Raw genomic sequence first — 20,885 nt, 5'->3', positions numbered from 1 at the left:
CTTAAATTTTCGACGGCCCGGACGCGCTGTTTTGCCCGCCGAACTGACTGATGTTGTAGTAAGCGATTTCGCCCAGACCAGGAATATTCAGCATCGGCGTACCGTCGGAACCAATCCGCACACTGTTAACCGTTCCGGCAATTTCCACCGGAATGCTCTCTTCACCGGTATCGGTCACCACCGACAGGCTGTAGTTTCCCGGTTCCAGGCCCAGCGATTCCGGATCGATAGTGAAGTCCACCTGGCCCTCTTCCTGCTTGCCCAGCTCAATGATTTTTTCATTACCGGCTGCGTCCTTAACGTGCACCGTCACCGTATTGGCCGGATGCGCCAGCGTCAGGCGACCGTTGATCGCCTGCTCTTCCAGCCTGATGCTGTCTGAGCGAACCATCACCGTTTGTCCGACGAGATTACCCGTGGCGAGCACCTGGAGGTTATCGATCAGCGTGGCGGTGTTCGCCATCATCGAACTCATGTTCTCCATCGACTGTACCTGGGTCATCTGCGCCAGCTGGCTAACGTACTCGGTGCCGTCCGTGGGGTTCAGCGGGTCCTGATTCTGGATCTGCGCCACCAGCAGCGTCATAAACAGATTATTGAGGCTGCCGTCATTACTTTGCGTTGTGCCGGACTGCGCCAGGGTGTCGCTGTAGTAATCCGTGCTGCCGACGTTACCGATACTCATTACGCTTCTCCCAGACGCAGCAGGCTCTGCTGCATGCTTTTTACGCTGTTTAACACCTCAACGCTGGTTTCAAAGCTGCGTGAGGCGGACATCATGTCGGCCATCTCTTCGACGGTGTTGATGTCCGGATAGAAAACCTGTCCGCGCGCGTTAGCCAGCGGATTGCCCGGCTCATAACGCTGCACTGCGCCGCCGCTCTCCACCACGTCCATCACCTGAACGCGCGCGCTGGCCAGCGCGTTGTTATTCATCAGGCTGCTGTTTTGATAGACGGCGGCAAATACCGGGCGGCGCGCTTTATAGGTTGCCTGCGCGGAGGAAGCCGGTGATTCCGCGTTCGCCAGGTTACTGGCGATGGTGTTAAGACGTACCGTTTGTGCATTCATCGCGGAACCCGACACGCGATAGATATCGTTGAAAGACATGATTATTTCCCTTCAATAGCCTGTTTAAGGCCCAGAAATTTTGAATTCAAAAATTGCAAACTGGTTTGGTAATCAAGGTGGTTTTTGGAAAATTCGGCCTGCTCAACGTTCAGCTCAACGGTATTGCCGTCGGCGGCGGGCTGGTTGGGTACGCGGTACTTCACCTCCGGCGCACCGTGCTGCGAATTTTTATTCAGTGAACGTTGCATCTCCGCGGCAAAATCAATATCTTTAGCCTGAAAGTTTGGGGTATCGACATTGGCCAGGTTCGCCGACAACAGCTCAGCTCGGGAAAGTCGAAGCTGTAGTGCGGCAGGGTGATTGCTCAATGCTCTTTCAAAACTTATTCCCACAGATAAAACCTCAATTATTCAACGATTCCTTACGCACATAGCAATTCTCGTGCCAAAATTTAACTCGTTGAAATAGTGAGGTTTCCATGAACGGTCGTTCCTTTCTGAGGAAGTATTCTTTCCCCCTCGTCACCCTGTGGTGTTTGAGCTTTACCGCCCATGCCGCCTCCGATGCCGCTACCGCGCGCAGACAGATTTATCAACTGGCGGTGGACAGCGCGACCGCCGATATCAAACGCGTCGCGCAGGCGAACAGCTGGCCGGAACCGCAAATTAAACTCAACGTGTTCATTCCCACTGAAGTCAGCCGTTTTCGCCGTTGCAGTCAGCCGCTGCGGGTGGCGCTTCCTGCCGGGAACCGCTTCGATCTGGCGCGATTGCGCTTCGATATTCGCTGCGAAGACAGCAGCGGCTGGGAAGCTGCCGTCACGGTTAAGCCGGATATCTATCTGCCGGTGCTGACGGCAAAAGCAGCGCTGCCACGCGGCAAAGTGCTGGCGGCCAGCGATGTGGAGGTGAAAAAAAGGAACGTGGTTGGCCTGCGCGATGGCTTTATCAGTAACCCGGATGATGCCGTTGGTTTTCGCCTGAAAATGCGTGTACGCGATATGCAGCCGCTCTCTCTGTCCATGCTCGATCAACCGATTCTGGTTGAACGCGCCCAGCGCGTGGTGATGATTGCCGGACAGGACGGCGTGGAAGCAAAGATGATTGGCGAAGCCATGAAAAAAGGCCGTAAAGGCGATGTTATTACGGTGAAAAACCTGAGCAGTCAGCGCACGGTTAGCGCAATCGTGGACGGCGCGGGCGTGGTGCGTATCCTGTCCGCATCGGACACCTCCGGCGGAATTTAAGTTTCCTCCTCCCTGGCCGCTTTGCTTCGACATTGTCAATAATCGTAAAGGGAGCAGGACGTTGAAAATTTCAGGCATCGGCAAGGCCAGTCTGAACACATCGCAGAACAGAGCCAATGGCCGTAAGCCGATCAATATCGACACTCAGCATAAAGAAGGGAGCCTGTTGATTGAGGCGCTTTCGCAGCTTGCGCTTCTTCCTGAGGTGGATGAGCAGCGTGTTTTAGTTGTCAGGCGCGCGCTGCAAAAAGGCGGCATCTTGTTGGATGTGGAGAAGATTGCCACAGCGATGGTCATCTGGCATCGCAGCCGGGGAACAGCATGGTGATATTTTTTTTCTTTGCGCGTTTAAGTTAAGCCGTTGGGCGTCGCTTTTTTACCACTGAACTTTTTTTAAACAATTGGCCTACGATGAAAATTACATCTGATTCCTCAATCCAGATTGCTGCTCCGCTCAATACTGCCGCTGCTGCCGGCGCACCCGAGGTGCAAAAGCCGCGCGTCGTGCAGGCCGCTGCGTTCTCCGGCGAAATCAGCCAGGCCCGGCAGGCGCTGGAGGCGATGCCGGAAGTGGATATGGAACGCGTGAATGCCATGAAAGACGCGATCAAAAACGGCGAGCTGTTAACCGATAACGCCTCGCTCGCCGCGGCCATTAGCTGTTTTTATCGCCCATGAGTCCCACCGACAGAGTCAAGGCCCTGCTACGTGATTTGCCACAGGATGTCGCAGACTATCAGCAGCTTGAGCGCCTGCTGCAACAGCAGCGCGAGGCGATGGTCGCCTGCAATGCCGCCTTGTGCGAGAGCATTGGCGCGGAAGTGATGACGGTTTACGATGCGCTGCTGCACCGCGCGCAGCGCCGACGTCAGACGCTGCTGGCGTTTAACCTGCCCTCCGACAGCCAGGGTATGGCGACGCTGTTCGCGCGTCTGCCCGCCGCCATCGCGGCCAACGCAAAAGGCTACTGGCAGCACCTGGAGACGCTCACCCACTTCTGCCAGCAGTTGAACGATCGTAACGGCATGCTGCTTAATGCGCAGCGGGAGACGCTGGGCGCGCTGCTGAACGAGCCGAACTATATTTACAGCCCGCAGGGGCCGGCATAATGTCAGAACGCCCACTTATAGGTTTCTACATGGAAACCGCTTTCCACTACGACGTTTACAAAAATATCATTCTTGCCTTGCAGGCCAGTGGGCACGCCTGCGCGCTGGTGATCAGCGACGTCATTGAAGCCAGCTTTGTTAAAGAGATGGTGGAGAAGGTAAAAACGCTGCGCCATCCCGATCTGCCGGTGTTTACCCTTTCAAAGCTGGTCAGCGAGCGCGTGGTGCTGCCGTGTATGGTCAGCCCGTATTACACGCCGCTGCTGAAGGGCAGAGCACGGCATCACGTGCGCGCGCTGTACGGCCTGGCGAAAGATCGCTGGGGCCATGCCTGGTGGAACACTTTCTATGACCTGATCCTCTGTTATGGCGACCATACGCAGGAGAAGCTGAATATTGCCGGCACTGCCGTCACCGTCGGCAATCCACGCTTCGATGACTGGCATAACCTGCGCTATGACCGCAGCCTGGTGCAGGCGCTTGGCCGCAACAGGAAAAAACCAGTGGTGCTGTACGCGCCGACCTTTGGTGAGCTCTGTTCTGTTCCTCACTGGGCGGAACAGCTCAACGCGTTGCAATCACGCTGCACGCTGCTGATCAGGCTTCACCACGGCACGCGATTGCGCCCGTCCGAAGCGGCCTCGCGGGCGTTAGTTGACAGGTACTTCCGCAAAAATATCGTTTCCGGCGCCGGGGCTTTCCCGCTGCTTGAAGCGGCAGATATGGTGCTGACGGATAACAGCGGGTTTCTTTTCGACGCTATCCATGCCGGAAAACGCACCGTCTTGCTGGAGTGGCCAGGACTGAAAGCGCTGCTGGAGAGCGACCGCACCCTGAGCGATCTGCACAGCGCAGAGCAGCAGGCCCGCAAAAAGATTGAAACGGCGGGGTCGCTAAAAACGTTACAGACGCTGCTTGAGAACCAGAGCAGCTACCGCGTCCCTGATGAACTGACGGTATTCCGCCAGCGCTATTGCGATAAGTTTCAGGATGGCAAGGCAGGCGGACGGGCGGCGACGGCCATTGCGGATCTGCTGACCAGGCCGACGCCGGTGAACTTCTATTTGCACAGCCTGCGCGAGCAGTTGTTCAACACTCGCGCGTAACCTGCGCGAAGGTGGCGCGGGTAATTTCGATAATCGACGTGGTGGAAATCGACGGCGTGCGCGGCAGATAGCAGACTTCGCACTGCGTGCGGAAGCCGTCAAAACGCCCCTGCCAGTCGTCGCCCATCACCAACACGTCGGCAGCGTAATGGCGAATATAGTCGCCTTTCTTCTCCAGCGACGTTTCCAGAAAGACCGCATCCACGCCTTTTATGCTCCCCACGATCGCCATGCGCTCCTGCTCAGAATAGATCGGCTCGCGGTTTTTTTTCTGGAGATTGAGCGCATCCGACGACACGCCCACCACCAGCCGGTCGCCCATCTCACTGGCACGACGCAGAATATTCAGATGGCCGACGTGAAAAATATCGAAGGTACCGAAGGTAATAACCGTTTTCATGATGAAGGCTGCAACAGTGAAAGCCCGATTAATAATGCCGGTTCGCCCGCGTTTTTCTCCGTTGCGGCCCGCTGCCAGGCCGCAAACAGCGCGCTTTGTACTGCGTCGTCCGGTTCGATCTCATTTTGCAGGAAAATAGCGCACAGCATCCGCATTGAGAACACCGTCAGGCACAGACGGTAAAAGTTCTTTTCCCATGCGTCTGTGGCCTCGCCCGGAAAGACGTTGTGATAGCACTCCCAAAGCAGGTAATTCACAAACAGCCGCGAATGAGACTGCATAAACGCCGCCAGCTCTGCGCTGTTCTCCAGTTCGTACAAGCTCTCCTCCAGATAGCTGTCGCTCATTACCTTGAGTTCGTTCATCTTGAGCACCAGCATCATGCCGCTCAGCGGATCGAGATCGGCCTCCAGTTCGCTTTCGCTCAGCGCGCGCAGCGCCGCCAGCTTGTATTTATTGATGGGCGGCAGTTGGGCGAAGGCCTTTGCCATTTCCCCCTCCGCAAGCAGGCTCTCCAGCTGGTCGGCCAGCGCGCCGATCGCCGCCGCATCGTCAAGCTGTCGGGCTTTACTGATAAAGATCCCCAGCGTGTAGAGCCTGACGTTAAGATCGGCATCGCTGTTGATCAGCAGGTTGATACAGCCCTGATTACACTTTTCCAGTTTTTCACTGAGCGGCACCACCGCGTCGCTGCGCGTTTCCCCCTGATGAAGCAGAAAGGCGTCGTCGTGGCATAACACCGCGTGCGCTGCGCGATCGCAGCCAGGATGCGCGCTGTGCCGTACCTGGTTCTGCCAGCGCAGAGAAACCAGCGCAGGCTGGCTGCGGCAAAACGGGCAGCCGCAGGGATCGGTGTTTTCCTGAAGGCGCAAAACGTAGCCAGGGGTATAGCTTTCAACGACATTCATGGTGTCTCCTCAGCGCATGCGGCACTGATAGTATTGATTTTACGAAAGAAATGGTGGGCCTGCGGCTGGCCGGGTTCGTCACCGTCGCGCCAGACATAGCTCGGATAGAGCGCGAACCAGCGCCCCTGTCGGCACATATCATCCCACAGCGAATTTTGCTGCATGTCGTCATCGGCGTGCTGTTCCAGCGTCTGCGTCAGCATGGCAATAAAATCGTCATAGACCGGCTGATTGACCGCACAGGCTATCGGGCGGGAGACCTTCGTTGCCTTGATCGCGGCAGGCAGCGCTTTCAGCGGATGGCCGTAATGCAGTTCGCAGCCAAGCAGCAGCACATCCCACGCCAGTACGCTACAGGCGTCGATAAGCTGATTGAGGTTGTGTACCGTTTTTTCCTGGCGCACAAACCGTGCGCGATCGTCCAGCAGCAGATAGTTACGCCAGCCCTCTTTCGCCGCGCGCTGCGCCACGCTGAGATGGCTGTGCGCCAGCGGAGCGCCTGCCTGCGGATAGTGAATTTCGATCTGCTCCGCCGTAACGCCCTGTTCGGTCAGCGACTGGACGACATTCACCAGGCCTGCGCTGTCGCCCGATAGCGCATTCACGACGATGCGATCGAAAAAGGCCCAACGGATTTGGCTTTTCACCGGCGCTCTGCTCAGCCGCTGATAAAACCTGAGCAGATGGTCGTCGGTGACAAAATGGGTCAGATCGCGGGTTTCCCGCTCGCAGCTGCCCATCACAAAGTCTTTATCGAAGGTGTTCGCGCTGTGGGAGATACACAAAATGCTGCGTTCGGGGGGCAGTTGTAACACCGGCACGGTGAAGTTATTCAGAAAGTGCGCCTCTTCGGCCAGCGTGGCGCGGTCGTCATAGCGGTGGTTTCTGAGGAAATTGCGGTGATAGGCAAACGTGCCATTCAGCGCATGGTTGGCGCCCATCGTCGCGGTCATGTAGATGCGATTGATATGGCTGTACCAGATGGGTATGCGGTCGCAGCCGGCAAAAATCGCCTTGTTTCGCCGCATCTCCCTGATGGTGAAGCTGATTTTATCCGCCGGATAGTAATCGTCGTCGTCCATGCAGATGATATATTCGCCCCGGGCCAGTTCATTCAGGCGGTTACGCTTCTGCCCGATGGTCTGCCGCTCCGTCTGATGGATATAGCGAATATTTTCCGGGAAAGGAATGTATTTGGTCAGCATCGCGATCAGGTCAGCGTTGCTCTGTTCGCTGTCGTCGAGGATCACCAGTTCGCGGCGATCTTCCGGGTAGTCCTGATACTGAAACATATAAAGCAGATAGGGCAAAAAGTGCCGGCGTTCCCACGTCGGCGTCACCACGCTGACGAAGGGAAGCGCGGCAGCCGTTTTGCAGGATTGTCGGGCGATCAGGCGCGACAACACATCGCGGGAGTTTTTCATTTGAAATTTTTCCACCAGCTATTTTGAAAAGGAGCCGCCGCGCCGCCGCAGCCAGCTTTGCATTGCCTGGGCGTCGGTCTGCTTCTGCTCCTGCTTTTGCAGCACCTGCCGCAGCGCCGCTCTCTGGCGCTCCAGCACAATATTCAGCGTACGTTCACGGCACGCTTCCTCGACCACCGCCCGTTGCAGGCTCTCCTGCTCAATCATCGCCAGCGCCTGCTCCTGCTTCTGCCAGTCGATCACCCGCTGCACGGTGGCTTTGAATTTCGCCTGGTTGCTCATTTGCAGCGCGTCGCACGTCGGGCGCGAGCTGCCGTCGCTGAGCCGGGTCAGCGCGTGGATGTTCTGGCTGTAGCGCTGACAAAGTATTTTTTGTTGCGAGAGCCTGCCGGCCGCTTCATCCAGCGCGCGCTCGCGCATCTGACGCAACTGTTCCAGCACGCCGAGGGTTCTGACATCTTTTTGCATGTTGTTTCTCAGGCCTTCGCCAGCGCCGTGAGGCTGCTGACCGTTTGGGTCAGCGGGGCGCACTCATCGACCTGCTGACGCAAAAAATTCTCAATCGCCGGGAAAAGGCGCACGGCGCGATCGGCGGCCGCGTCCACCCCCGCCACGTAGCCACCCAGCGGCAGTAGCGGTTTAATCGCCATGTAGTCGGCATAGAGCTGCTTCAGGGCGCGCGCGGCGGCCTGGTGCGGTTTTTCGCTGACCTGGCTCATGCAGCGGCTGATGCTTTGCCCGATATCAATGGCGGGATAGTGTCCGGCTTCCGCCAGGTGGCGTGACAGCACGATATGCCCGTCGAGCACCGCGCGGGCGCAGTCGACGATCGGGTCCTGCTGATCGTCCCCCTCGGCCAGCACGGTATAAATAGCGGTCATGGTGCCTTCGCCCTCAGCATTGCCCGCCGACTCCACCAGCCGGGGAATGATGCCGAAAGCCGAAGGCGGATAGCCTTTGGTTGCGGGCGGCTCACCGAGCGACAGGGCTATTTCGCGCTGCGCCATGGCGTAGCGCGTCAGGGAGTCCACCAGCAGCAGCACATCATGTCCCTGATCGCGAAAATGGCTCGCCACCGCATGGCAAAGTTCGGTGGCTTTAATGCGCATCAGCGGCGATTCGTCCGCCGGCGCCGCCACCACCACCGATTTCGCCATGCCCGCCGACGTCAGCGCATGTTCGATAAATTCTTTCACTTCGCGTCCACGCTCGCCGATCAGCCCGACCACCACCACGTCAGCGGCGGTGCAGCGGGTGATCATTCCCAGCAGCACGCTTTTACCCACGCCGGAACCCGCCATCAGGCCGACGCGCTGGCCTTTGCCGATGGTCAGCAGGCCATTAATCGCCTTGACGCCGACATCAAGCGGACTGTCGACCGCTTTGCGCGTCAGCGGATGGATTTGCCCCCGCTGCTGCTGCAATACCGCATCGCCTTCCAGCGCGCCTTTACCATCAATCGGCTCGCCGAGGCCGTTAATCACCCGGCCCAGCCAGCCGCTGCCGATCATCAGTTCGCGGCTCTTTTCCGCCGGGAAAACGCGCGCGCCCGCCATCAGTCCTTCCGGCTGTTTAAACGGCATCAGGCAGGTGACGTCACGATCGAAACCCACCACCTGCGCGTCTATTAGCGTGCCGTCGATGTTTTCGATCTGACAGCGTTGCCCCACCGCCAGCTGGCAACCGACGGATTCAAGCAGCAGGCCGTTTACCCGAACCAGTCTGCCGCTGATGCGGGCAAAGCTTATTTTTTCAATGGATTTCAGCGCCTTATCAAAGGCAGATGCGTTACTCATGGCGTGCTCCTGTCCGTTCAGGACGCGTCGGTGAGCGTCTGATCCAGCACGCTCATGCACTGTTGCAGGCGGTGATCGCAGCCGACGTCCATTTCTGCGGAGTCGGTGATGATGCGGCACTCGCCCTGCAACATCTCGCTATCGGCGCACAGGCCCCATTCGCTGACTTTTTCCGGTTCAAGCTCGCTGATGCGGCTGAACTCTTCAGGATTGAGCAGCACGCGCAGCCGCTTCGGCGGTTCAGGCAGGCTGGTCAGCGCCTCTTCGACCAGCGCCAGCATCTGCCCGGGCTGGAGCGCCAGCTCGCAGCGAATCACCTGGCGAGTAACCTTCTCAACCAGTTGCAGCAGCTCGTGACGGCGGCGCTGTTCGTAATCGTCCAGCGCCTGCTGAAGCTGCGCGGTTAACGTATCCAGCGGCTGCGCCGCGCGCATAAATTCTTCCCTGGCCTGCTGTCTGCCTGCTTCTTTTCCCTGCCGACGTCCCTCCTCCTCGCCGCGCAGCAGGCCATCCTGATAGCCCTGCTCTTTGCCCTGCGTCAGGCCCTGTTCGAAACCATCATTGATGCCCTGCTGAAAACCCGCCATCAACTGCTGCTGATACTCCGCCGGATCGGCGGGACGATCGCCTGGCTGTACGTTCTTTTGCCAGGCTTTACGCAGCGGCGGAAACTGGTGCCGGCGAATCGCACCGTGATAATTCTTGAGCGGTTTCATCGGCTTACTCCATCGTCCTTTCACTGAAGAGCTGGACGTCGATCTCGCCCTCTTCGCCCAGCTCGCGCACGATAGCCATAATCTCTTTACGTACCTGCTCGACGCGGCTGACCGGTACCGGCCCGAGTCGTGAGGTGGTGCTTTGCAGCAGTTGCACCTGACGTTTCGGCATGGCTGCATAGATTGCCTGGCTGAGCACCGGCTCGGTGCCTTTCAGCGCAATGGCCCACTGCTCCATCGGGATCTCCTCAAGCAGACGCTGAAGCGTCATCGGGGTCTGACGGCTGAGGATATAGAACTCGTACATTTCGTTTTTCAGCTCTTCCACCACGCTTTCGTCGCGGGCATGAAGCTGTTCAAGCAGCGCCTGCTGATTGCCAGGAATGCGGTTAACGATGTTGGCCGCCTGTTTTACGCCCATGATCTTCGAGCCATGCTCGGAGAGTACCGCCACGCCGCGCTCAACCAGGCGATCCAGCTCATCCACCACGTCGCGGTTAACGTCTTCAAGGCGCGCGATGCGGTAAAGAATTTCATCCTGGCGCGACGGCTCAAGGTGGGTCAGCACCGTGGCCGCAACGTCCGGCGGCAGGAAAGCGAGGAAAACCGCCTGGAGCTGAAGGTGCTCCTGGTCAATCAGCGCCGCCAACTGCGGCGTGTCCACCCATTGCAGGCGCGCCATCCGGTAGCGGATCTCGTCGCCATAGATGCCGTTAATGACGCTGCGTGCGATTTCGCCGCCCAGCGCGCGCTCAAGGATGCTGCGCAGGTAGGTGCGCGAAGCGCCGTTGATTCCGCTCTGTTCCCGGTAGTCCTGAAAAAAATTGTTCATCGCCTGACGGGCCTGGGTCAGCTTGACGCCGTGCAGGCGCGCCATGGTTTCGCTGAGGCGCAACACCTCCTCGCGCGAAAGCTTGCTCATTACCGTTGCCGCGGCCTCTTCGCCAATGCTCAGCAACAGAATGGCGGCCTGCTCCAGCCGGGAGCGCGTGTTGGCGTCGCCTTTTCTGACTTTACTTTCTGCTGCTTCGCTCATTGCTGCTAATCCACTGTTTGATGACTTCGGCCACGCGATCGGTTTCGCTCTGGGCCAGGGTTTGGAGATAGGCGATCTTGGTTTCCAGGCCGGAGCTTTGCGGCGGCAAATTATCATCGCCCTGGAAGGAACTGGCCGGTAGCGTCGACACCGTTTCGCCGGATGTCTCGTCCTGCGGCGGCTCATCGTCGATGAACATACCTTCCGGCAGCGCGGCCTGTGCCGCAGTCGGTTCCGCAGGCCGTTCGTGACGACCAATGCGCTTCAGCATCGGCAGCAGACCAAACAGCGTAATAATCAGCGCCAGCAGCGCGATACCGCCGCGCACGCTCCAGTCGATAATGCTCTGGCGTTCCCACCACGGCAGTGCCGGTTCGATAAACGGTTCGGTTTCGCTGAAGCTGAGCAGGCTGAGCGTCAGCGCATCGCCGCGCGCGGCGTCAATGCCTGCCGCTTCGTTCAGCATCCGCTGCACGTCGCTCTGGTTTTCCTGCGTCCAGGCCTGAACCGCTGGCGCGCTTTTGTTCAGCACCACCGCAATGGACAGCTTCTCCAACTGGTAGGCGGGATGGCGAATATGCAGAACGTTGCGATCGTAGCTGTACTGCCGCTGTGCCTGGTTACGGGTGGAGAGTTGCGCCGGATTCGTGTTCTGGGCGTTGCCCTGCGGCTGATTGACCGGTCGGTTGCTCAGCGAACCGGGAATGCCCATCGCCAGTTGATCGGTGGTGTTTTCCTGATTCAGGTTTTCGTTGTTGACGCGCGGCTCGCCGAGCAGGCGTTCCTGCGTCTCTTCGACCTGGCTGAAATTGAAGCGCGGCACCACGCTGATACGAAAGTTCTCGCTGCCGATAATCGGCGTCAGCAGGTTGGTGAGGTTGCGTTCGGTTTCATGACGCAGTCGCGCGACGGATTCGGCGTTCGCTTTGCCGCCGCCTGCGCCGCTCAGCGTGTCGGCAATGTTGGCGGAGAGCAGCGCGCCATGCTGATCGACCACGCGCACCTGTTGCGGCTTCATGCCCGGCACGCTGCCAGACACCAGATTGACGACCGCCGCCACCTGCTCGTCATCAAGCGACTGGCCGTAGCGCAGCCGCAGCATCACCGACGCGGTGCTGTCCGGTTTGTTGCTCAGCACAAAGGAGCTGGTTTCGCTGATGCCCAGATGCACCCTGGCGAACGACACCGCATCGAGCGCCATAATGCTCTGCGCCAGCTCGCCCTCCATGCTGCGCCTGAAGCGTACGTTCTGAATAAACTGGCTGCTGCCGAGCATCTCTTCTTTGTCCATCAGCTCGTAGCCCGCTGGAGAAATAGCCCTGATGCCCTTCGCCGCCAGCATCATTCTCGCCTTTGGCAAATCCCCCTCTTTGACCAGCAGCCTGCCGCTTTGCGGCTCAATGCGGTAAGGAATTTTCTCGCCGCCCAGCACCTCTACCACCTGCGCGACGGGCAGGTTTTCCTGCGAACCGAACAGCATGGTGTAGCTGCCGCTGTTGTACCAGAGCATCGCCACGATGACGGCAGTCGCCGCCAGCGCACCCGCTATCGGCAGCCAGCTTTTTTTAAGCCTGTCGAGCGGCAGCGCGGCCAGCAGCGACGTTAATTTTTCGCCCACGGAGATCCCCTTACACTGAGAGGTTCAGGACGTCGTCGAGCGCGCTGGTGAGCTTATTACGCACCTGCACCATCGCGGTAAAGGCCACGCTGGCCTTCTGACTTTCCAGCATCGCACCGGTGAGGTCGTCACTGATGCCCATATCCACCGCCCGCTGTTTTTCGCTGGCGCTGTTTTGCAGTCTGTCGACATGATTGATCGCCTGATCGAGCACCGAACTGAACGACGGGGTGGACAACGACGCGGTGGCGATGTCATGGCTCAGCGGGGCGGTGGCGGACGCGCGCATCCGCGCCATTTCGGCAAGTATCTGGCCGCTGCCGGTATTTACTTTTTCGATCATTGTGTTTTCCAGATGTATAAGTTAGGGCGAAGACATCACGCCAGGATCGAACCCTTCCTGACGCATTGAGGCCAGGCGATAGCGCAACGCTCGCGGGGTGATCCCCAGGAATTCGGCCGTTTTGGCTTTGCTGCCGTGGTGGCGCTTTAACAGATCCACGATGTACTGAAATTCTGCCATGCGTCCGCGATGCTTAATCGGGCTGCTGGCCGCCTGCGCGGCGTCGTCCGTATTCAAAACCTGAGCAGGCATTACCCGTGCGGAAACGGCCGCCGGCGCCAGTCCAAAACACGCCGCGTCCAGCTCGCCGCCGTTGGACATGATCAGCCCGCGCTGCACCACGTTTTCCAGCTCACGCACATTGCCCGGCCAGTGCCAGGCCTCCAGGCAGTCGCGCGCTTCGGGCGTCAGGCGCGGCGTTTGCGTAGCGAAAGCCCGATACTTGCGGATAAAACGCTCCGCAAGCGGAATAATGTCTTCAACCCGCTCGCGCAATGGCAAAATATGCACAGGCACTACCGCAAGGCGATAATAGAGATCCTGACGAAAATTCCCTTCGGCGATTTCTGCTTCAAGGTTTTTATTGGTTGACGCGATCAGGCGAATATCCAGCGGAATACGTTTATGGCTGCCTAACCGCTCAACCTGCTGCTCTTGTAATACGCGAAGTAATTTCGCCTGAAGCGCCAGCGGCATATCGCCAATTTCATCCAGCAGCAGCGTTCCGCCGTTAGCGATTTCGAATTTTCCCGGCTGGCTGTTAACCGCACCGGTAAACGCACCTTTTTCATAACCAAATAAAATGGCTTCCAGCATATTTTCCGGAATAGCCGCGCAGTTGATCGCAACATAAGGCGAATGCGATTCAAACGCATGCGCATGAATATATTTCGCAACGCACTCTTTGCCTGTTCCCGTTTCACCGGTGATTAATACGGGCACATTAAACCTGGCGACACGCCGCGCCAGTGAGAACAGTTCCCGACTGGAGGGTGCCTGCGCAATAAAATTAACACTGTCATTACCGGGCATCTTCTCGGTCATTTTCATAACGAGGAGTCTCACTCTTTTATTATCATTTATTCTTACCGGATTCGGTATTTGAACAGGACATTACTGACTGGGAGCTTTACAATAAGCAAGCAGAAATATCACAATAATTATCCATTAAACAGGCAGATTTTTCTGAGCGTTTTCTCACCAGTCAAAAATGGTACGGCGAGTATACCTTTTGCATCTACCTTAACCACCATTAATTGCATATTAAAATATAAACTATTAAAAATCAGTTAGTTAACTAATTTCACGCTGATATTTTAAGCGCGATATTAATTGATTAATAAGCGAAAAGGGGTTGTTCTTAACCCTGTTCCATAGTTTAATTTACGAAGGAATTATCCTAATGAAAATCAGGAAATCCACTTCATTGCGAATTACGATATACGCTAATAAAAAACTTTAAAAATATACAAATTCCAAAAAAATCACTGACAGAATCTGCCTTGTCTTCTCGCCGTATCAGGCGTTTAACAGTAGGGCAATCGCTAAGCGGATCACACTCATGCGACCCAAAAGTAGCAGGATAAGAATTTATCATAGCGGTAATCATCCCGATATGATGAAGCTTGAAGTCAATAAGCTCGGCCGTCTTTATCATAAGATCCCGAAAATCTTCAATGATAAATATGATCATATTGACGCCAGACTCAGCATCTACTTCCTGAAGAAATATCGCGTTAACGTGGCGTTAAAAAATCTGGATTTTCATATGGACGTCTGGCAAAAGAACAGCCAGATATTTTCCGATGAAATAGGCAGCCTCGCGCTGGATATCGAGCGATCGCTGCTGCTCAGCGTGTTGCAGGATTATTACGGCCTGAATAAAGATAAACAGGAAACGCTTTCGCTGGAGCAGACACCGGTCACCAAAACCGAAGAGCGGCTTAAAAATAAACTGGCGCATGAATTAGTGACACTTATTACCGGCGATAACTTATTCAGTCTGGATGCGCTGACAATTAAAGCTGATCCGGCATCGTTAATAACGAACTGGTCTTACCGCGTTGATTTTTCTCTTGATGGCTATGAGGGTAAATTCTCGCTGCTGCTGGATAACGCGCATGTCGATCGTCTGCTGGCTAATCTGCGTCAGGATGCTAACAGCAATCGCAGCGCGCAAAAACCCGGCATCAACACGCACACCTCTTTTATGTCGCTGCCGGTGCGCCTGAACGGCAGGCTGGCAGCCCTTTCGCTGACGGTGGAGACGCTGTCACGCCTGCAAAGCGGTGATATTTTACCGATAGCGCTGGGCGACAATATTCCGCTCTATATCGGCCAACAGCCGATATTTAACGCCGTTATTGCTGAAGATCGCGGCAAACTTTTCTTCTCAGAATTTACCGAACGAGGCAGTGAGAAATCCCATGACTGACGTTAAAGATGCACTGGCGAGCGAGCTGGATTTTGATTTTTCCATGGAAGAAGAGTCTGAAACACCACCGCAGAGCGGCGACAGCGTTGCGCCGGATGGATCGCGCCGCGAAAAGCAGCGTCATCTTTCGTTACTGAGCCGCATTCCGGTCACCCTGACGCTGGAGGTTGCCTCGGTGGACATTTCGCTCGCCGAACTGGTCAATGTGCGTAACGATTCGGTGGTGGAGCTGGATAAGCTGGCCGGCGAGCCGCTTGATGTCAAGGTTAACGGCATTCTGTTTGGTAAAGCAGAAGTGGTGGTGCTCAACGACAAGTACGGGCTGCGCATTATTGAGTTCAATAACAAAGAACTGAGCGAACTCGCGCTATGAATGCTGACACCGGCCGCCGCCTGACGCAGGCAGTCACACTGGCTGGCCTGCTGCTCTGCCCTGCGCTGGCCTTTGCCGATGCGCACGGCCTGTCACTTTTCAGCGCGACGCCCCTGCCGGACGGAAGCCAGGACTACAGCGTAAAAGTTGAAATCCTGGTGCTGATGACGCTGCTCGGCCTGCTGCCGATTATGCTGCTGATGATGACCTGCTTTACCCGTTTCATCATCGTTCTGGCGCTGCTGCGTCAGGCCATCGGCCTGCAACAAAGCCCGCCAAACAAGGTGCTGACCGGCATTGCGCTGGTGCTGACGATGCTGGTGATGCGTCCGGTATGGACAACCATTTATCAGGACGCGGTGATCCCTTATCAGGCCGACAAAATCACTTTAAAACAGGCGCTTGCGACCGGCGAAGTTCCGCTGAAAAAGTTTATGCTGTCGCAAACCAGCACCGCCTCACTGGCGCAAATCATGTCCATCGCCAACGCCTCCGGCGAGCCTGAACGGCAGGATCTGACCATTGTGACGCCCGCGTTTGTTCTCAGCGAACTGAAAACCGCCTTCAAAATCGGCTTTATGATCTACATCCCGTTTCTGGTGATCGACCTGATTGTCGCCAGCATTCTGATGGCGATGGGGATGATGATGCTGTCGCCGCTGATCGTCTCGCTGCCGTTCAAACTGATCCTGTTTGTTCTGTGCGACGGCTGGTCGCTGATTGTCGGTACGCTGACCCAGAGCGTGCAGGGGATTGCGCTATGATGACGCTCGACGTCGCCGGCGACATTATTGCCCAGGGACTGAAGCTGGTGCTGATGATCTCCGTGGTGGCGATTTTGCCCAGCCTGGTGACCGGCCTGATGGTCAGCGTTTTTCAGGCCACCACCCAGATCAACGAACAGACCCTCAGCTTCCTGCCGCGCCTGGTAATGACCATGCTGGTGCTGGTCTTTGCCGGTAAGTGGATGCTCACGCAGCTGATTGACTTCACCCTGTTGATTTTCGAACAGGCTGCGAAGCTGGTCGGGTAAGCGCAATGGGCATCAACATCAACGAACTGATTACGCCGCTGCTGGCGCTGTGGCTGCCGTTTGTGCGCATCACAGCCTTTTTTCACTTCTGTCCGGTTTTCGAACAACGCGCGCTGCCGCGTAAGGTGAAAGCCGGCCTGGCGCTGCTTCTGAGCATACTCATTACCCCGATGCTGCATAACACGGTGGTTCTGCATGCGCTGATGAATGTTCAGACGCTGTGGCTGACCGGTGAACAGATCCTCTGGGGTTTTCTGTTCGGTCAGATGCTGGGTTGGGTCTTTCATGCATTGCAGGCGGCGGGCGCGATTTTATCGATGAATATGGGGCTGGGCATGGCGGTGATGAACGATCCCGGCAGCGGCAGTTCCACCATGGTGGTTTCGCAAATTATCTATGTGTTCAGCGTGCTGCTGTTCTTCAGCATGGACGGCCATTTACTGCTGCTGACCGTGCTCTATAAAAGCTTCACCTACTGGCCCATCGGTCAGGCGATTAACCAACTGACGCTGCGCACGCTACTCACCGGCGTCGGCTGGATCATTGCCAGCGCGCTGCTGCTGGCGCTGCCTGCGGTGTTCGTCATGCTGATTGTACAGGGTACGTTCGGCCTGCTGAACCGCGTTTCGCCGACGCTGAATCTGTTTGCGCTGGGCTTTCCCATCAGCATGCTGTTCGGTCTGTTCTGCCTGGTGATGATGAGCAGCAGCATTCCTGAACACTATCTGTCGCTGACCAACCAGGTGCTGGCGCAGCTTGACCGACTGAGGAGCTTCTGATGTCGGGCGCGGGCGATAAAAGCGAAAAACCCACAGCAAGTAAGCTGAATAAATCGCGGCAGAAAGGCGAGATCCCGCGTTCGAAAGATATCACCATGGCGGCTGGCCTGGTGACCAGCCTGCTGACGGTCAGCGCGTTTTTCCCCTACTATCGCGAACTGATTAAAGGCTCCTTTCTGGCGATGGCGCAGATGGGCGCGCGCATTAACGATGACGGCGCGCTGCATCAGTTTATGCTCAGCCAGGTGCTGATTATTTTAAAAGTGGCCGCCACGCTGATCCCGATCCCACTGGCGGCCTGTATCGCCTCGCTGGTGCCGGGCGGCTGGATTTTCGTGCCCACCCGCATCAAGCCGGATTTTAAAAAAATGAGTCCGATCGGCGGCATTAAGCGTCTGTTCAGCAAGCAGCATTTTATTGACGTGCTGAAGATGATCCTGAAGTGCGCCATTTTACTGGCGCTGCTGTGGAACAGCATTCGCGATGCGCTACCGACCCTGCTGGCGCTGCAAGGTCTCTTTTTGCATCAGGCGATTACCGCTGGACTGGCACACTATGTTAGCGTGATGCGCGTCTTTATCATCACCATTGCCCTGTTTGCCGCCATTGATATTCCCCTGAGCAAATTTATGTTCACCAAAAAGATGCGCATGACTAAAAAAGAGGTGCGCGAGGAACATAAAAATCAGGAAGGCAATCCACAAATCAAAGGGCGGATCCGTCAGCTTCAGCGACAGATGGCGATGGGACAGATCAACAGCAAAGTACCGGAAGCAGACGTGGTGATCATGAATCCCACGCACTACGCCGTCGCGCTGAAATATGCGCCGGAGAAAGCCGCCGCCCCTTACATCATCGCCAAAGGACTGGACGATATTGCGCTCTATATTCGCAGCGTAGCCACCCAACATCACATTGAGATCGTGGAGTATCCGCCGCTGGCACGATCCATTTACCACAGCACGCGGGTAAATCAGCAGATCCCCGCCTCGCTGTATAAGGCCATCGCGCACGTGCTGAGCTACGTGATGCAGGTGAAATCATGGCGTGCCGGACAGGGTGAAAAGCCCCGCCTTGACCTTCTGATCCTTACTTCTGAAAACGAGTTGAAAACCGATGGCAACGTTTAATCCACGAGGGCTGATGGCGATAATCCGTCACAGTCACATTGGCATACCTGTTCTGCTCCTCAGCGTGCTGGCGATGGTGATTCTGCCGCTTCACCCGCTGGTGCTGGACGTGCTGTTCACCTTCAATATCGTGCTGTCGATCATGGTGCTGCTGGCCAGCGTCAACAGCCGTCGGCCGCTCGATTTCTCTGTTTTCCCGACCATTCTGCTGGTCACCACGCTGATGCGCCTGACGCTCAACGTCGCCTCAACGCGCGTGGTGCTGCTTAACGGTCATGAAGGCGTCGGCGCGGCCGGTAAGGTGATTGAAGCCTTCGGCAACGTGGTGATCGGCGGTAACTTCGTGGTCGGCTTCGTGGTGTTCGTGATCCTGATGATCATTAACTTTGTGGTGGTGACGAAAGGGGCTGAACGTATTTCTGAAGTCTCCGCGCGCTTTACGCTGGATGCGCTACCCGGCAAGCAGATGGCGATCGACGCCGATCTTAATGCCGGACTGATCAATCAGGAGCAGGCGAGAACGCGTCGCAAAGACGTGGCGAACGAAGCGGATTTCTACGGTGCGATGGACGGCGCGTCGAAGTTCGTGCGCGGCGACGCCATCGCCGGGATCATGATCCTGGCGATCAACATCGTCGGCGGTATCCTGATTGGTATCTTCAGATACAACCTGGACGCCGGACAGGCTTTCGAACAGTATGTGCTGCTCTCCATCGGCGACGGTCTGGTGGCGCAGATCCCGTCGCTGTTGCTGGCGACGGCCGCCGCCATTATCGTCACGCGCATCAGCGATGATGACAGCGTTGGCATCTCTGACGACATCAAAACCCAGCTTCTGGCGAAACCGGCCACGCTCTGCACCGCCGCCTTTGTGATGTTTGTGTTGGCAATCGTGCCGGGTATGCCGCACGTGGTCTTTCTGGTCTTTACCGCCCTGCTGCTGTTTACCGCCTGGCGTCAACATCAGAACGCGGCAAAACCGCAGCAAAACGCGCAAGAGATGCAGGCCATCAGCAACGTGCTTGAGGATAATGACGTCGCCGTCAGCTGGCAGAGCATTCCGCTGATTGAGCCGCTGGGGCTGAACCTTGGCTACAAGCTGGTGACGCTGGTGGATAAATCGAAAGGCAATCCGCTGACGCAACGCGTGCGCGGCGTGCGCCAGGTCGTTTCGGAAACCAGCGGCATTCTGCTGCCTGAAGTTTCGATTCGGGAAGATTTCCGCCTCAAGCCCACGCAGTATGCGATTAAGGTGAACGGCGTGCGCACCGCCATTGGCGAAGTGCATGCCGAACGCCTGATGGCCATCCCCACCGCCGAGCAGTATGGCGAAGTGGACGGCATTCTGGATAACGATCCGGCCTATGGCCTGGCGATTACCTGGATTACGCCGGAAACCAAGCCCAGGGCGCTGAACCTGGGTTATCAGGTGGTGGACTGCGCCAGCGTAATCGCCACGCACCTTAATAAGATCGCCCGCGAACATCTGCCGGAATTGTTCAATTATGATGACATTACCCACCTTCACCAGCGCCTTGCCGAGATTGCGCCGCGGCTGGCGGACGATCTGCAAAATGCGCTCAACTACAGCCTTCAGCTAAAGGTTTTTCGCCTGTTGCTCAACGATCAGGTTTCGCTGAAGGACGTTATCACTATTGCCACCACGCTGGTGGAGAGCGCGTCCATCACCAAAGATCCGATCCTGCTGGCTTCAGACGTGCGCTACGCGCTGCGTCGGGCAATGGTGGCGGCTATCGCACCGGACAACAGGCCGCTCTCGGCCTGGACGCTGGATAACGCGCTGGAGAATCTGTTGCTCGGTTCGCTGAATCAGGCGCAGCAGGCGGGCAAGGTGAGCCTGGACAGCTTTCCGGTCGACCCCAATATTCTGACTCAGCTCCAGTCAACGCTGCCGGTGGTGCTGGAGCAGTTGAAAGCACAAAACCTGACCACCGTACTGCTGGTGACGCCACAGCTACGACCGCTGATTGCCCGCTACGCGCGACTGTTCGCTGCCGGGCTGCACGTGCTTTCTTATAATGAGGTGCCGGACGATGTGGACTTGCGGATTGTCGGGAACGTAAACTGACAGGTTGCGGGGCATTCGGCCCCGCTCACAAAGCATATTATTCTTTTGCCCGATAGTCCTGTGGAATCGTGAACGGCTGGTCCGCGCGATAGTAGCCGCCATCCTTCACTTCTTCGATCAGCACCATGGTATGAGCACGCGCGGCCTCGCTGAAATATTCAACCAGCAGTTCGGTCACCCGGTGGCCGATCTCTTCTTTTTGCGCCACGCTCAGCGCGGCTTCAGGCGTTTTGATATTAACGAATGGCATAGTGGTTTCCTTCAGATTACAGAG

26 protein-coding genes are annotated in these 20,885 nt (G+C 56.8%); 12 read left to right on the top strand and 14 right to left on the bottom strand.

Annotated elements, in window-relative coordinates; translation table 11 throughout:
• Position 1: 1 nt before the first annotated feature.
• From flgD to GS12_RS01880, 3 genes are read right to left on the bottom strand one after another with little or no spacing between them, the layout of a single operon-like run.
• The gene (gene flgD / locus GS12_RS01890) at positions 2 to 685 is read right to left on the bottom strand and encodes a flagellar hook assembly protein FlgD (protein ID WP_034943413.1); all 684 of its coding nucleotides are present in this window, start codon (positions 683 to 685) and stop codon (positions 2 to 4) included.
• Positions 685 to 1,110, bottom strand: a complete 426-nt coding sequence (gene flgC / locus GS12_RS01885; protein ID WP_034943411.1) for a flagellar basal body rod protein FlgC — start codon at positions 1,108 to 1,110, stop codon at positions 685 to 687. The genes flgD and flgC overlap by 1 nt, the downstream gene beginning before the upstream one ends.
• A gap of 2 nt (positions 1,111 to 1,112) precedes the next feature.
• A complete protein-coding gene (locus GS12_RS01880) occupies positions 1,113 to 1,463 on the bottom strand; it encodes a flagellar basal body protein (RefSeq protein WP_034943409.1) in 351 nt (116 codons plus the stop codon).
• 86 nt (positions 1,464 to 1,549) lie between these two features.
• Between GS12_RS01880 and flgA the strand changes: the two genes are divergently transcribed.
• The 5 genes from flgA (at position 1,550) to GS12_RS01855 (ending at position 4,532) form a co-directional block, all read left to right on the top strand.
• Positions 1,550 to 2,317, top strand: coding sequence for a flagellar basal body P-ring formation chaperone FlgA (flgA, locus tag GS12_RS01875; protein WP_052118324.1), 768 nt, complete (start codon positions 1,550 to 1,552; stop codon positions 2,315 to 2,317).
• 61 nt (positions 2,318 to 2,378) lie between these two features.
• Entirely contained in the window at positions 2,379 to 2,645 is a 267-nt protein-coding gene (locus GS12_RS01870) for a hypothetical protein (RefSeq protein ID WP_034943405.1), read from the top strand.
• 83 nt (positions 2,646 to 2,728) lie between these two features.
• Positions 2,729 to 2,995 carry a flagellar biosynthesis anti-sigma factor FlgM gene (gene flgM, locus GS12_RS01865; protein ID WP_034943403.1) on the top strand — a complete coding sequence of 89 codons (267 nt, stop codon included), beginning with the start codon at positions 2,729 to 2,731 and terminating at the stop codon, positions 2,993 to 2,995.
• The gene (flgN, locus tag GS12_RS01860; RefSeq protein ID WP_072016822.1) at positions 2,992 to 3,426 is read left to right on the top strand and encodes a flagellar export chaperone FlgN; all 435 of its coding nucleotides are present in this window, start codon (positions 2,992 to 2,994) and stop codon (positions 3,424 to 3,426) included. The genes flgM and flgN overlap by 4 nt, the downstream gene beginning before the upstream one ends.
• Positions 3,426 to 4,532 (top strand): CDP-glycerol glycerophosphotransferase family protein, encoded by a 1,107-nt coding sequence (locus GS12_RS01855; protein WP_034943400.1) that lies wholly within the window; start codon positions 3,426 to 3,428, stop codon positions 4,530 to 4,532. The genes flgN and GS12_RS01855 overlap by 1 nt, the downstream gene beginning before the upstream one ends.
• On the opposite strand, the gene GS12_RS01850 is transcribed toward GS12_RS01855, so the two are convergent.
• From GS12_RS01850 to GS12_RS01805, 10 genes are read right to left on the bottom strand one after another with little or no spacing between them, the layout of a single operon-like run.
• The gene (locus tag GS12_RS01850; RefSeq protein WP_034943398.1) at positions 4,516 to 4,932 is read right to left on the bottom strand and encodes an adenylyltransferase/cytidyltransferase family protein; all 417 of its coding nucleotides are present in this window, start codon (positions 4,930 to 4,932) and stop codon (positions 4,516 to 4,518) included. The two genes, GS12_RS01855 and GS12_RS01850, sit on opposite strands and share 17 nt — an antisense overlap.
• The gene (locus GS12_RS01845) at positions 4,929 to 5,840 is read right to left on the bottom strand and encodes a hypothetical protein (RefSeq protein ID WP_034943396.1); all 912 of its coding nucleotides are present in this window, start codon (positions 5,838 to 5,840) and stop codon (positions 4,929 to 4,931) included. The genes GS12_RS01850 and GS12_RS01845 overlap by 4 nt, the downstream gene beginning before the upstream one ends.
• Positions 5,837 to 7,264, bottom strand: a complete 1,428-nt coding sequence (locus GS12_RS01840) for a glycosyltransferase family 2 protein (protein WP_052118323.1) — start codon at positions 7,262 to 7,264, stop codon at positions 5,837 to 5,839. Before GS12_RS01840 ends, GS12_RS01845 begins: the two co-directional genes overlap by 4 nt.
• Before the next feature lie 18 nt (positions 7,265 to 7,282).
• Entirely contained in the window at positions 7,283 to 7,732 is a 450-nt protein-coding gene (gene fliJ, locus GS12_RS01835; RefSeq protein ID WP_034943395.1) for a flagellar export protein FliJ, read from the bottom strand.
• 8 nt (positions 7,733 to 7,740) lie between these two features.
• Complete coding sequence (fliI, locus tag GS12_RS01830) at positions 7,741 to 9,060, bottom strand: flagellar protein export ATPase FliI (protein WP_034943393.1); 1,320 nt, start codon at positions 9,058 to 9,060, stop codon at positions 7,741 to 7,743.
• Between the two features lie 17 nt (positions 9,061 to 9,077).
• On the bottom strand, positions 9,078 to 9,776 hold the full coding sequence (gene fliH / locus GS12_RS01825) for a flagellar assembly protein FliH (protein WP_034943391.1): 699 nt from the start codon (positions 9,774 to 9,776) through the stop codon (positions 9,078 to 9,080).
• A 4-nt stretch (positions 9,777 to 9,780) separates the two neighbouring features.
• Complete coding sequence (locus GS12_RS01820) at positions 9,781 to 10,812, bottom strand: flagellar motor switch protein FliG (RefSeq protein ID WP_034943389.1); 1,032 nt, start codon at positions 10,810 to 10,812, stop codon at positions 9,781 to 9,783.
• A complete protein-coding gene (gene fliF, locus GS12_RS01815; protein WP_052118322.1) occupies positions 10,790 to 12,430 on the bottom strand; it encodes a flagellar basal-body MS-ring/collar protein FliF in 1,641 nt (546 codons plus the stop codon). Before fliF ends, GS12_RS01820 begins: the two co-directional genes overlap by 23 nt.
• A 10-nt stretch (positions 12,431 to 12,440) precedes the next feature.
• Positions 12,441 to 12,773, bottom strand: coding sequence for a flagellar hook-basal body complex protein FliE (locus GS12_RS01810; RefSeq protein WP_072016821.1), 333 nt, complete (start codon positions 12,771 to 12,773; stop codon positions 12,441 to 12,443).
• A gap of 21 nt (positions 12,774 to 12,794) precedes the next feature.
• Positions 12,795 to 13,823, bottom strand: coding sequence for a sigma-54 interaction domain-containing protein (locus tag GS12_RS01805; RefSeq protein ID WP_034943386.1), 1,029 nt, complete (start codon positions 13,821 to 13,823; stop codon positions 12,795 to 12,797).
• 511 nt (positions 13,824 to 14,334) lie between these two features.
• On the opposite strand from GS12_RS01805, the gene GS12_RS01800 reads away from it, so the two are divergent.
• From GS12_RS01800 to GS12_RS01770, 7 genes are read left to right on the top strand one after another with little or no spacing between them, the layout of a single operon-like run.
• The gene (locus GS12_RS01800) at positions 14,335 to 15,207 is read left to right on the top strand and encodes a FliM/FliN family flagellar motor C-terminal domain-containing protein (RefSeq protein ID WP_034943385.1); all 873 of its coding nucleotides are present in this window, start codon (positions 14,335 to 14,337) and stop codon (positions 15,205 to 15,207) included.
• Positions 15,200 to 15,580: a flagellar motor switch protein FliN gene (gene fliN, locus GS12_RS01795; RefSeq protein WP_034943384.1), complete on the top strand. Its 381-nt coding sequence runs from the start codon at positions 15,200 to 15,202 to the stop codon at positions 15,578 to 15,580. The genes GS12_RS01800 and fliN overlap by 8 nt, the downstream gene beginning before the upstream one ends.
• Entirely contained in the window at positions 15,577 to 16,344 is a 768-nt protein-coding gene (gene fliP / locus GS12_RS01790; protein WP_034943383.1) for a flagellar type III secretion system pore protein FliP, read from the top strand. Before fliN ends, fliP begins: the two co-directional genes overlap by 4 nt.
• Positions 16,341 to 16,613 (top strand): flagellar biosynthesis protein FliQ, encoded by a 273-nt coding sequence (gene fliQ / locus GS12_RS01785; RefSeq protein WP_034943382.1) that lies wholly within the window; start codon positions 16,341 to 16,343, stop codon positions 16,611 to 16,613. Before fliP ends, fliQ begins: the two co-directional genes overlap by 4 nt.
• Positions 16,614 to 16,618: 5 nt before the next feature.
• Positions 16,619 to 17,392, top strand: a complete 774-nt coding sequence (gene fliR, locus GS12_RS01780; RefSeq protein ID WP_034943381.1) for a flagellar biosynthetic protein FliR — start codon at positions 16,619 to 16,621, stop codon at positions 17,390 to 17,392.
• Positions 17,389 to 18,522, top strand: coding sequence for a flagellar type III secretion system protein FlhB (gene flhB / locus GS12_RS01775; protein WP_034943380.1), 1,134 nt, complete (start codon positions 17,389 to 17,391; stop codon positions 18,520 to 18,522). The genes fliR and flhB overlap by 4 nt, the downstream gene beginning before the upstream one ends.
• Positions 18,509 to 20,611: a flagellar biosynthesis protein FlhA gene (locus GS12_RS01770; RefSeq protein WP_034943378.1), complete on the top strand. Its 2,103-nt coding sequence runs from the start codon at positions 18,509 to 18,511 to the stop codon at positions 20,609 to 20,611. The genes flhB and GS12_RS01770 overlap by 14 nt, the downstream gene beginning before the upstream one ends.
• A 37-nt stretch (positions 20,612 to 20,648) precedes the next feature.
• Here the strand turns inward: GS12_RS01770 and GS12_RS01765 are convergent, their stop codons facing one another.
• On the bottom strand, positions 20,649 to 20,861 hold the full coding sequence (locus GS12_RS01765; protein ID WP_034943376.1) for a tautomerase family protein: 213 nt from the start codon (positions 20,859 to 20,861) through the stop codon (positions 20,649 to 20,651).
• Positions 20,862 to 20,885: the final 24 nt, after the last annotated feature.

Source organism: Erwinia oleae, from assembly GCF_000770305.1.
In the GTDB taxonomy this organism is placed as follows: Bacteria; Pseudomonadota; Gammaproteobacteria; order Enterobacterales; family Enterobacteriaceae; genus Erwinia; species Erwinia oleae.
Note: the sequence above shows the minus strand (reverse complement) of the source record. Positions and strands in the feature narration are given on the sequence as shown.

What these genes read in the sequence shown, in the direction of transcription:
- fliI (WP_034943393.1), bottom strand. Translation starts at nt 9,060, where the DNA reads ATGAGTAACGCATCTGCCTTTGATAAGGCGCTGAAATCCATTGAAAAA.
- GS12_RS01855 (WP_034943400.1), top strand. Translation starts at nt 3,426, where the DNA reads ATGTCAGAACGCCCACTTATAGGTTTCTACATGGAAACCGCTTTCCAC.
- GS12_RS01810 (WP_072016821.1), bottom strand. Translation starts at nt 12,773, where the DNA reads ATGATCGAAAAAGTAAATACCGGCAGCGGCCAGATACTTGCCGAAATG.
- GS12_RS01820 (WP_034943389.1), bottom strand. Translation starts at nt 10,812, where the DNA reads ATGAGCGAAGCAGCAGAAAGTAAAGTCAGAAAAGGCGACGCCAACACG.
- flgC (WP_034943411.1), bottom strand. Translation starts at nt 1,110, where the DNA reads ATGTCTTTCAACGATATCTATCGCGTGTCGGGTTCCGCGATGAATGCA.
- flgN (WP_072016822.1), top strand. Translation starts at nt 2,992, where the DNA reads ATGAGTCCCACCGACAGAGTCAAGGCCCTGCTACGTGATTTGCCACAG.
- fliH (WP_034943391.1), bottom strand. Translation starts at nt 9,776, where the DNA reads ATGAAACCGCTCAAGAATTATCACGGTGCGATTCGCCGGCACCAGTTT.
- GS12_RS01840 (WP_052118323.1), bottom strand. Translation starts at nt 7,264, where the DNA reads ATGAAAAACTCCCGCGATGTGTTGTCGCGCCTGATCGCCCGACAATCC.
- flgA (WP_052118324.1), top strand. Translation starts at nt 1,550, where the DNA reads ATGAACGGTCGTTCCTTTCTGAGGAAGTATTCTTTCCCCCTCGTCACC.
- GS12_RS01765 (WP_034943376.1), bottom strand. Translation starts at nt 20,861, where the DNA reads ATGCCATTCGTTAATATCAAAACGCCTGAAGCCGCGCTGAGCGTGGCG.
- GS12_RS01850 (WP_034943398.1), bottom strand. Translation starts at nt 4,932, where the DNA reads ATGAAAACGGTTATTACCTTCGGTACCTTCGATATTTTTCACGTCGGC.
- GS12_RS01800 (WP_034943385.1), top strand. Translation starts at nt 14,335, where the DNA reads ATGCGACCCAAAAGTAGCAGGATAAGAATTTATCATAGCGGTAATCAT.
- GS12_RS01805 (WP_034943386.1), bottom strand. Translation starts at nt 13,823, where the DNA reads ATGAAAATGACCGAGAAGATGCCCGGTAATGACAGTGTTAATTTTATT.
- GS12_RS01770 (WP_034943378.1), top strand. Translation starts at nt 18,509, where the DNA reads ATGGCAACGTTTAATCCACGAGGGCTGATGGCGATAATCCGTCACAGT.
- fliQ (WP_034943382.1), top strand. Translation starts at nt 16,341, where the DNA reads ATGATGACGCTCGACGTCGCCGGCGACATTATTGCCCAGGGACTGAAG.
- fliN (WP_034943384.1), top strand. Translation starts at nt 15,200, where the DNA reads ATGACTGACGTTAAAGATGCACTGGCGAGCGAGCTGGATTTTGATTTT.
- flgM (WP_034943403.1), top strand. Translation starts at nt 2,729, where the DNA reads ATGAAAATTACATCTGATTCCTCAATCCAGATTGCTGCTCCGCTCAAT.
- fliR (WP_034943381.1), top strand. Translation starts at nt 16,619, where the DNA reads ATGGGCATCAACATCAACGAACTGATTACGCCGCTGCTGGCGCTGTGG.
- GS12_RS01845 (WP_034943396.1), bottom strand. Translation starts at nt 5,840, where the DNA reads ATGAATGTCGTTGAAAGCTATACCCCTGGCTACGTTTTGCGCCTTCAG.
- fliJ (WP_034943395.1), bottom strand. Translation starts at nt 7,732, where the DNA reads ATGCAAAAAGATGTCAGAACCCTCGGCGTGCTGGAACAGTTGCGTCAG.
- flgD (WP_034943413.1), bottom strand. Translation starts at nt 685, where the DNA reads ATGAGTATCGGTAACGTCGGCAGCACGGATTACTACAGCGACACCCTG.
- fliP (WP_034943383.1), top strand. Translation starts at nt 15,577, where the DNA reads ATGAATGCTGACACCGGCCGCCGCCTGACGCAGGCAGTCACACTGGCT.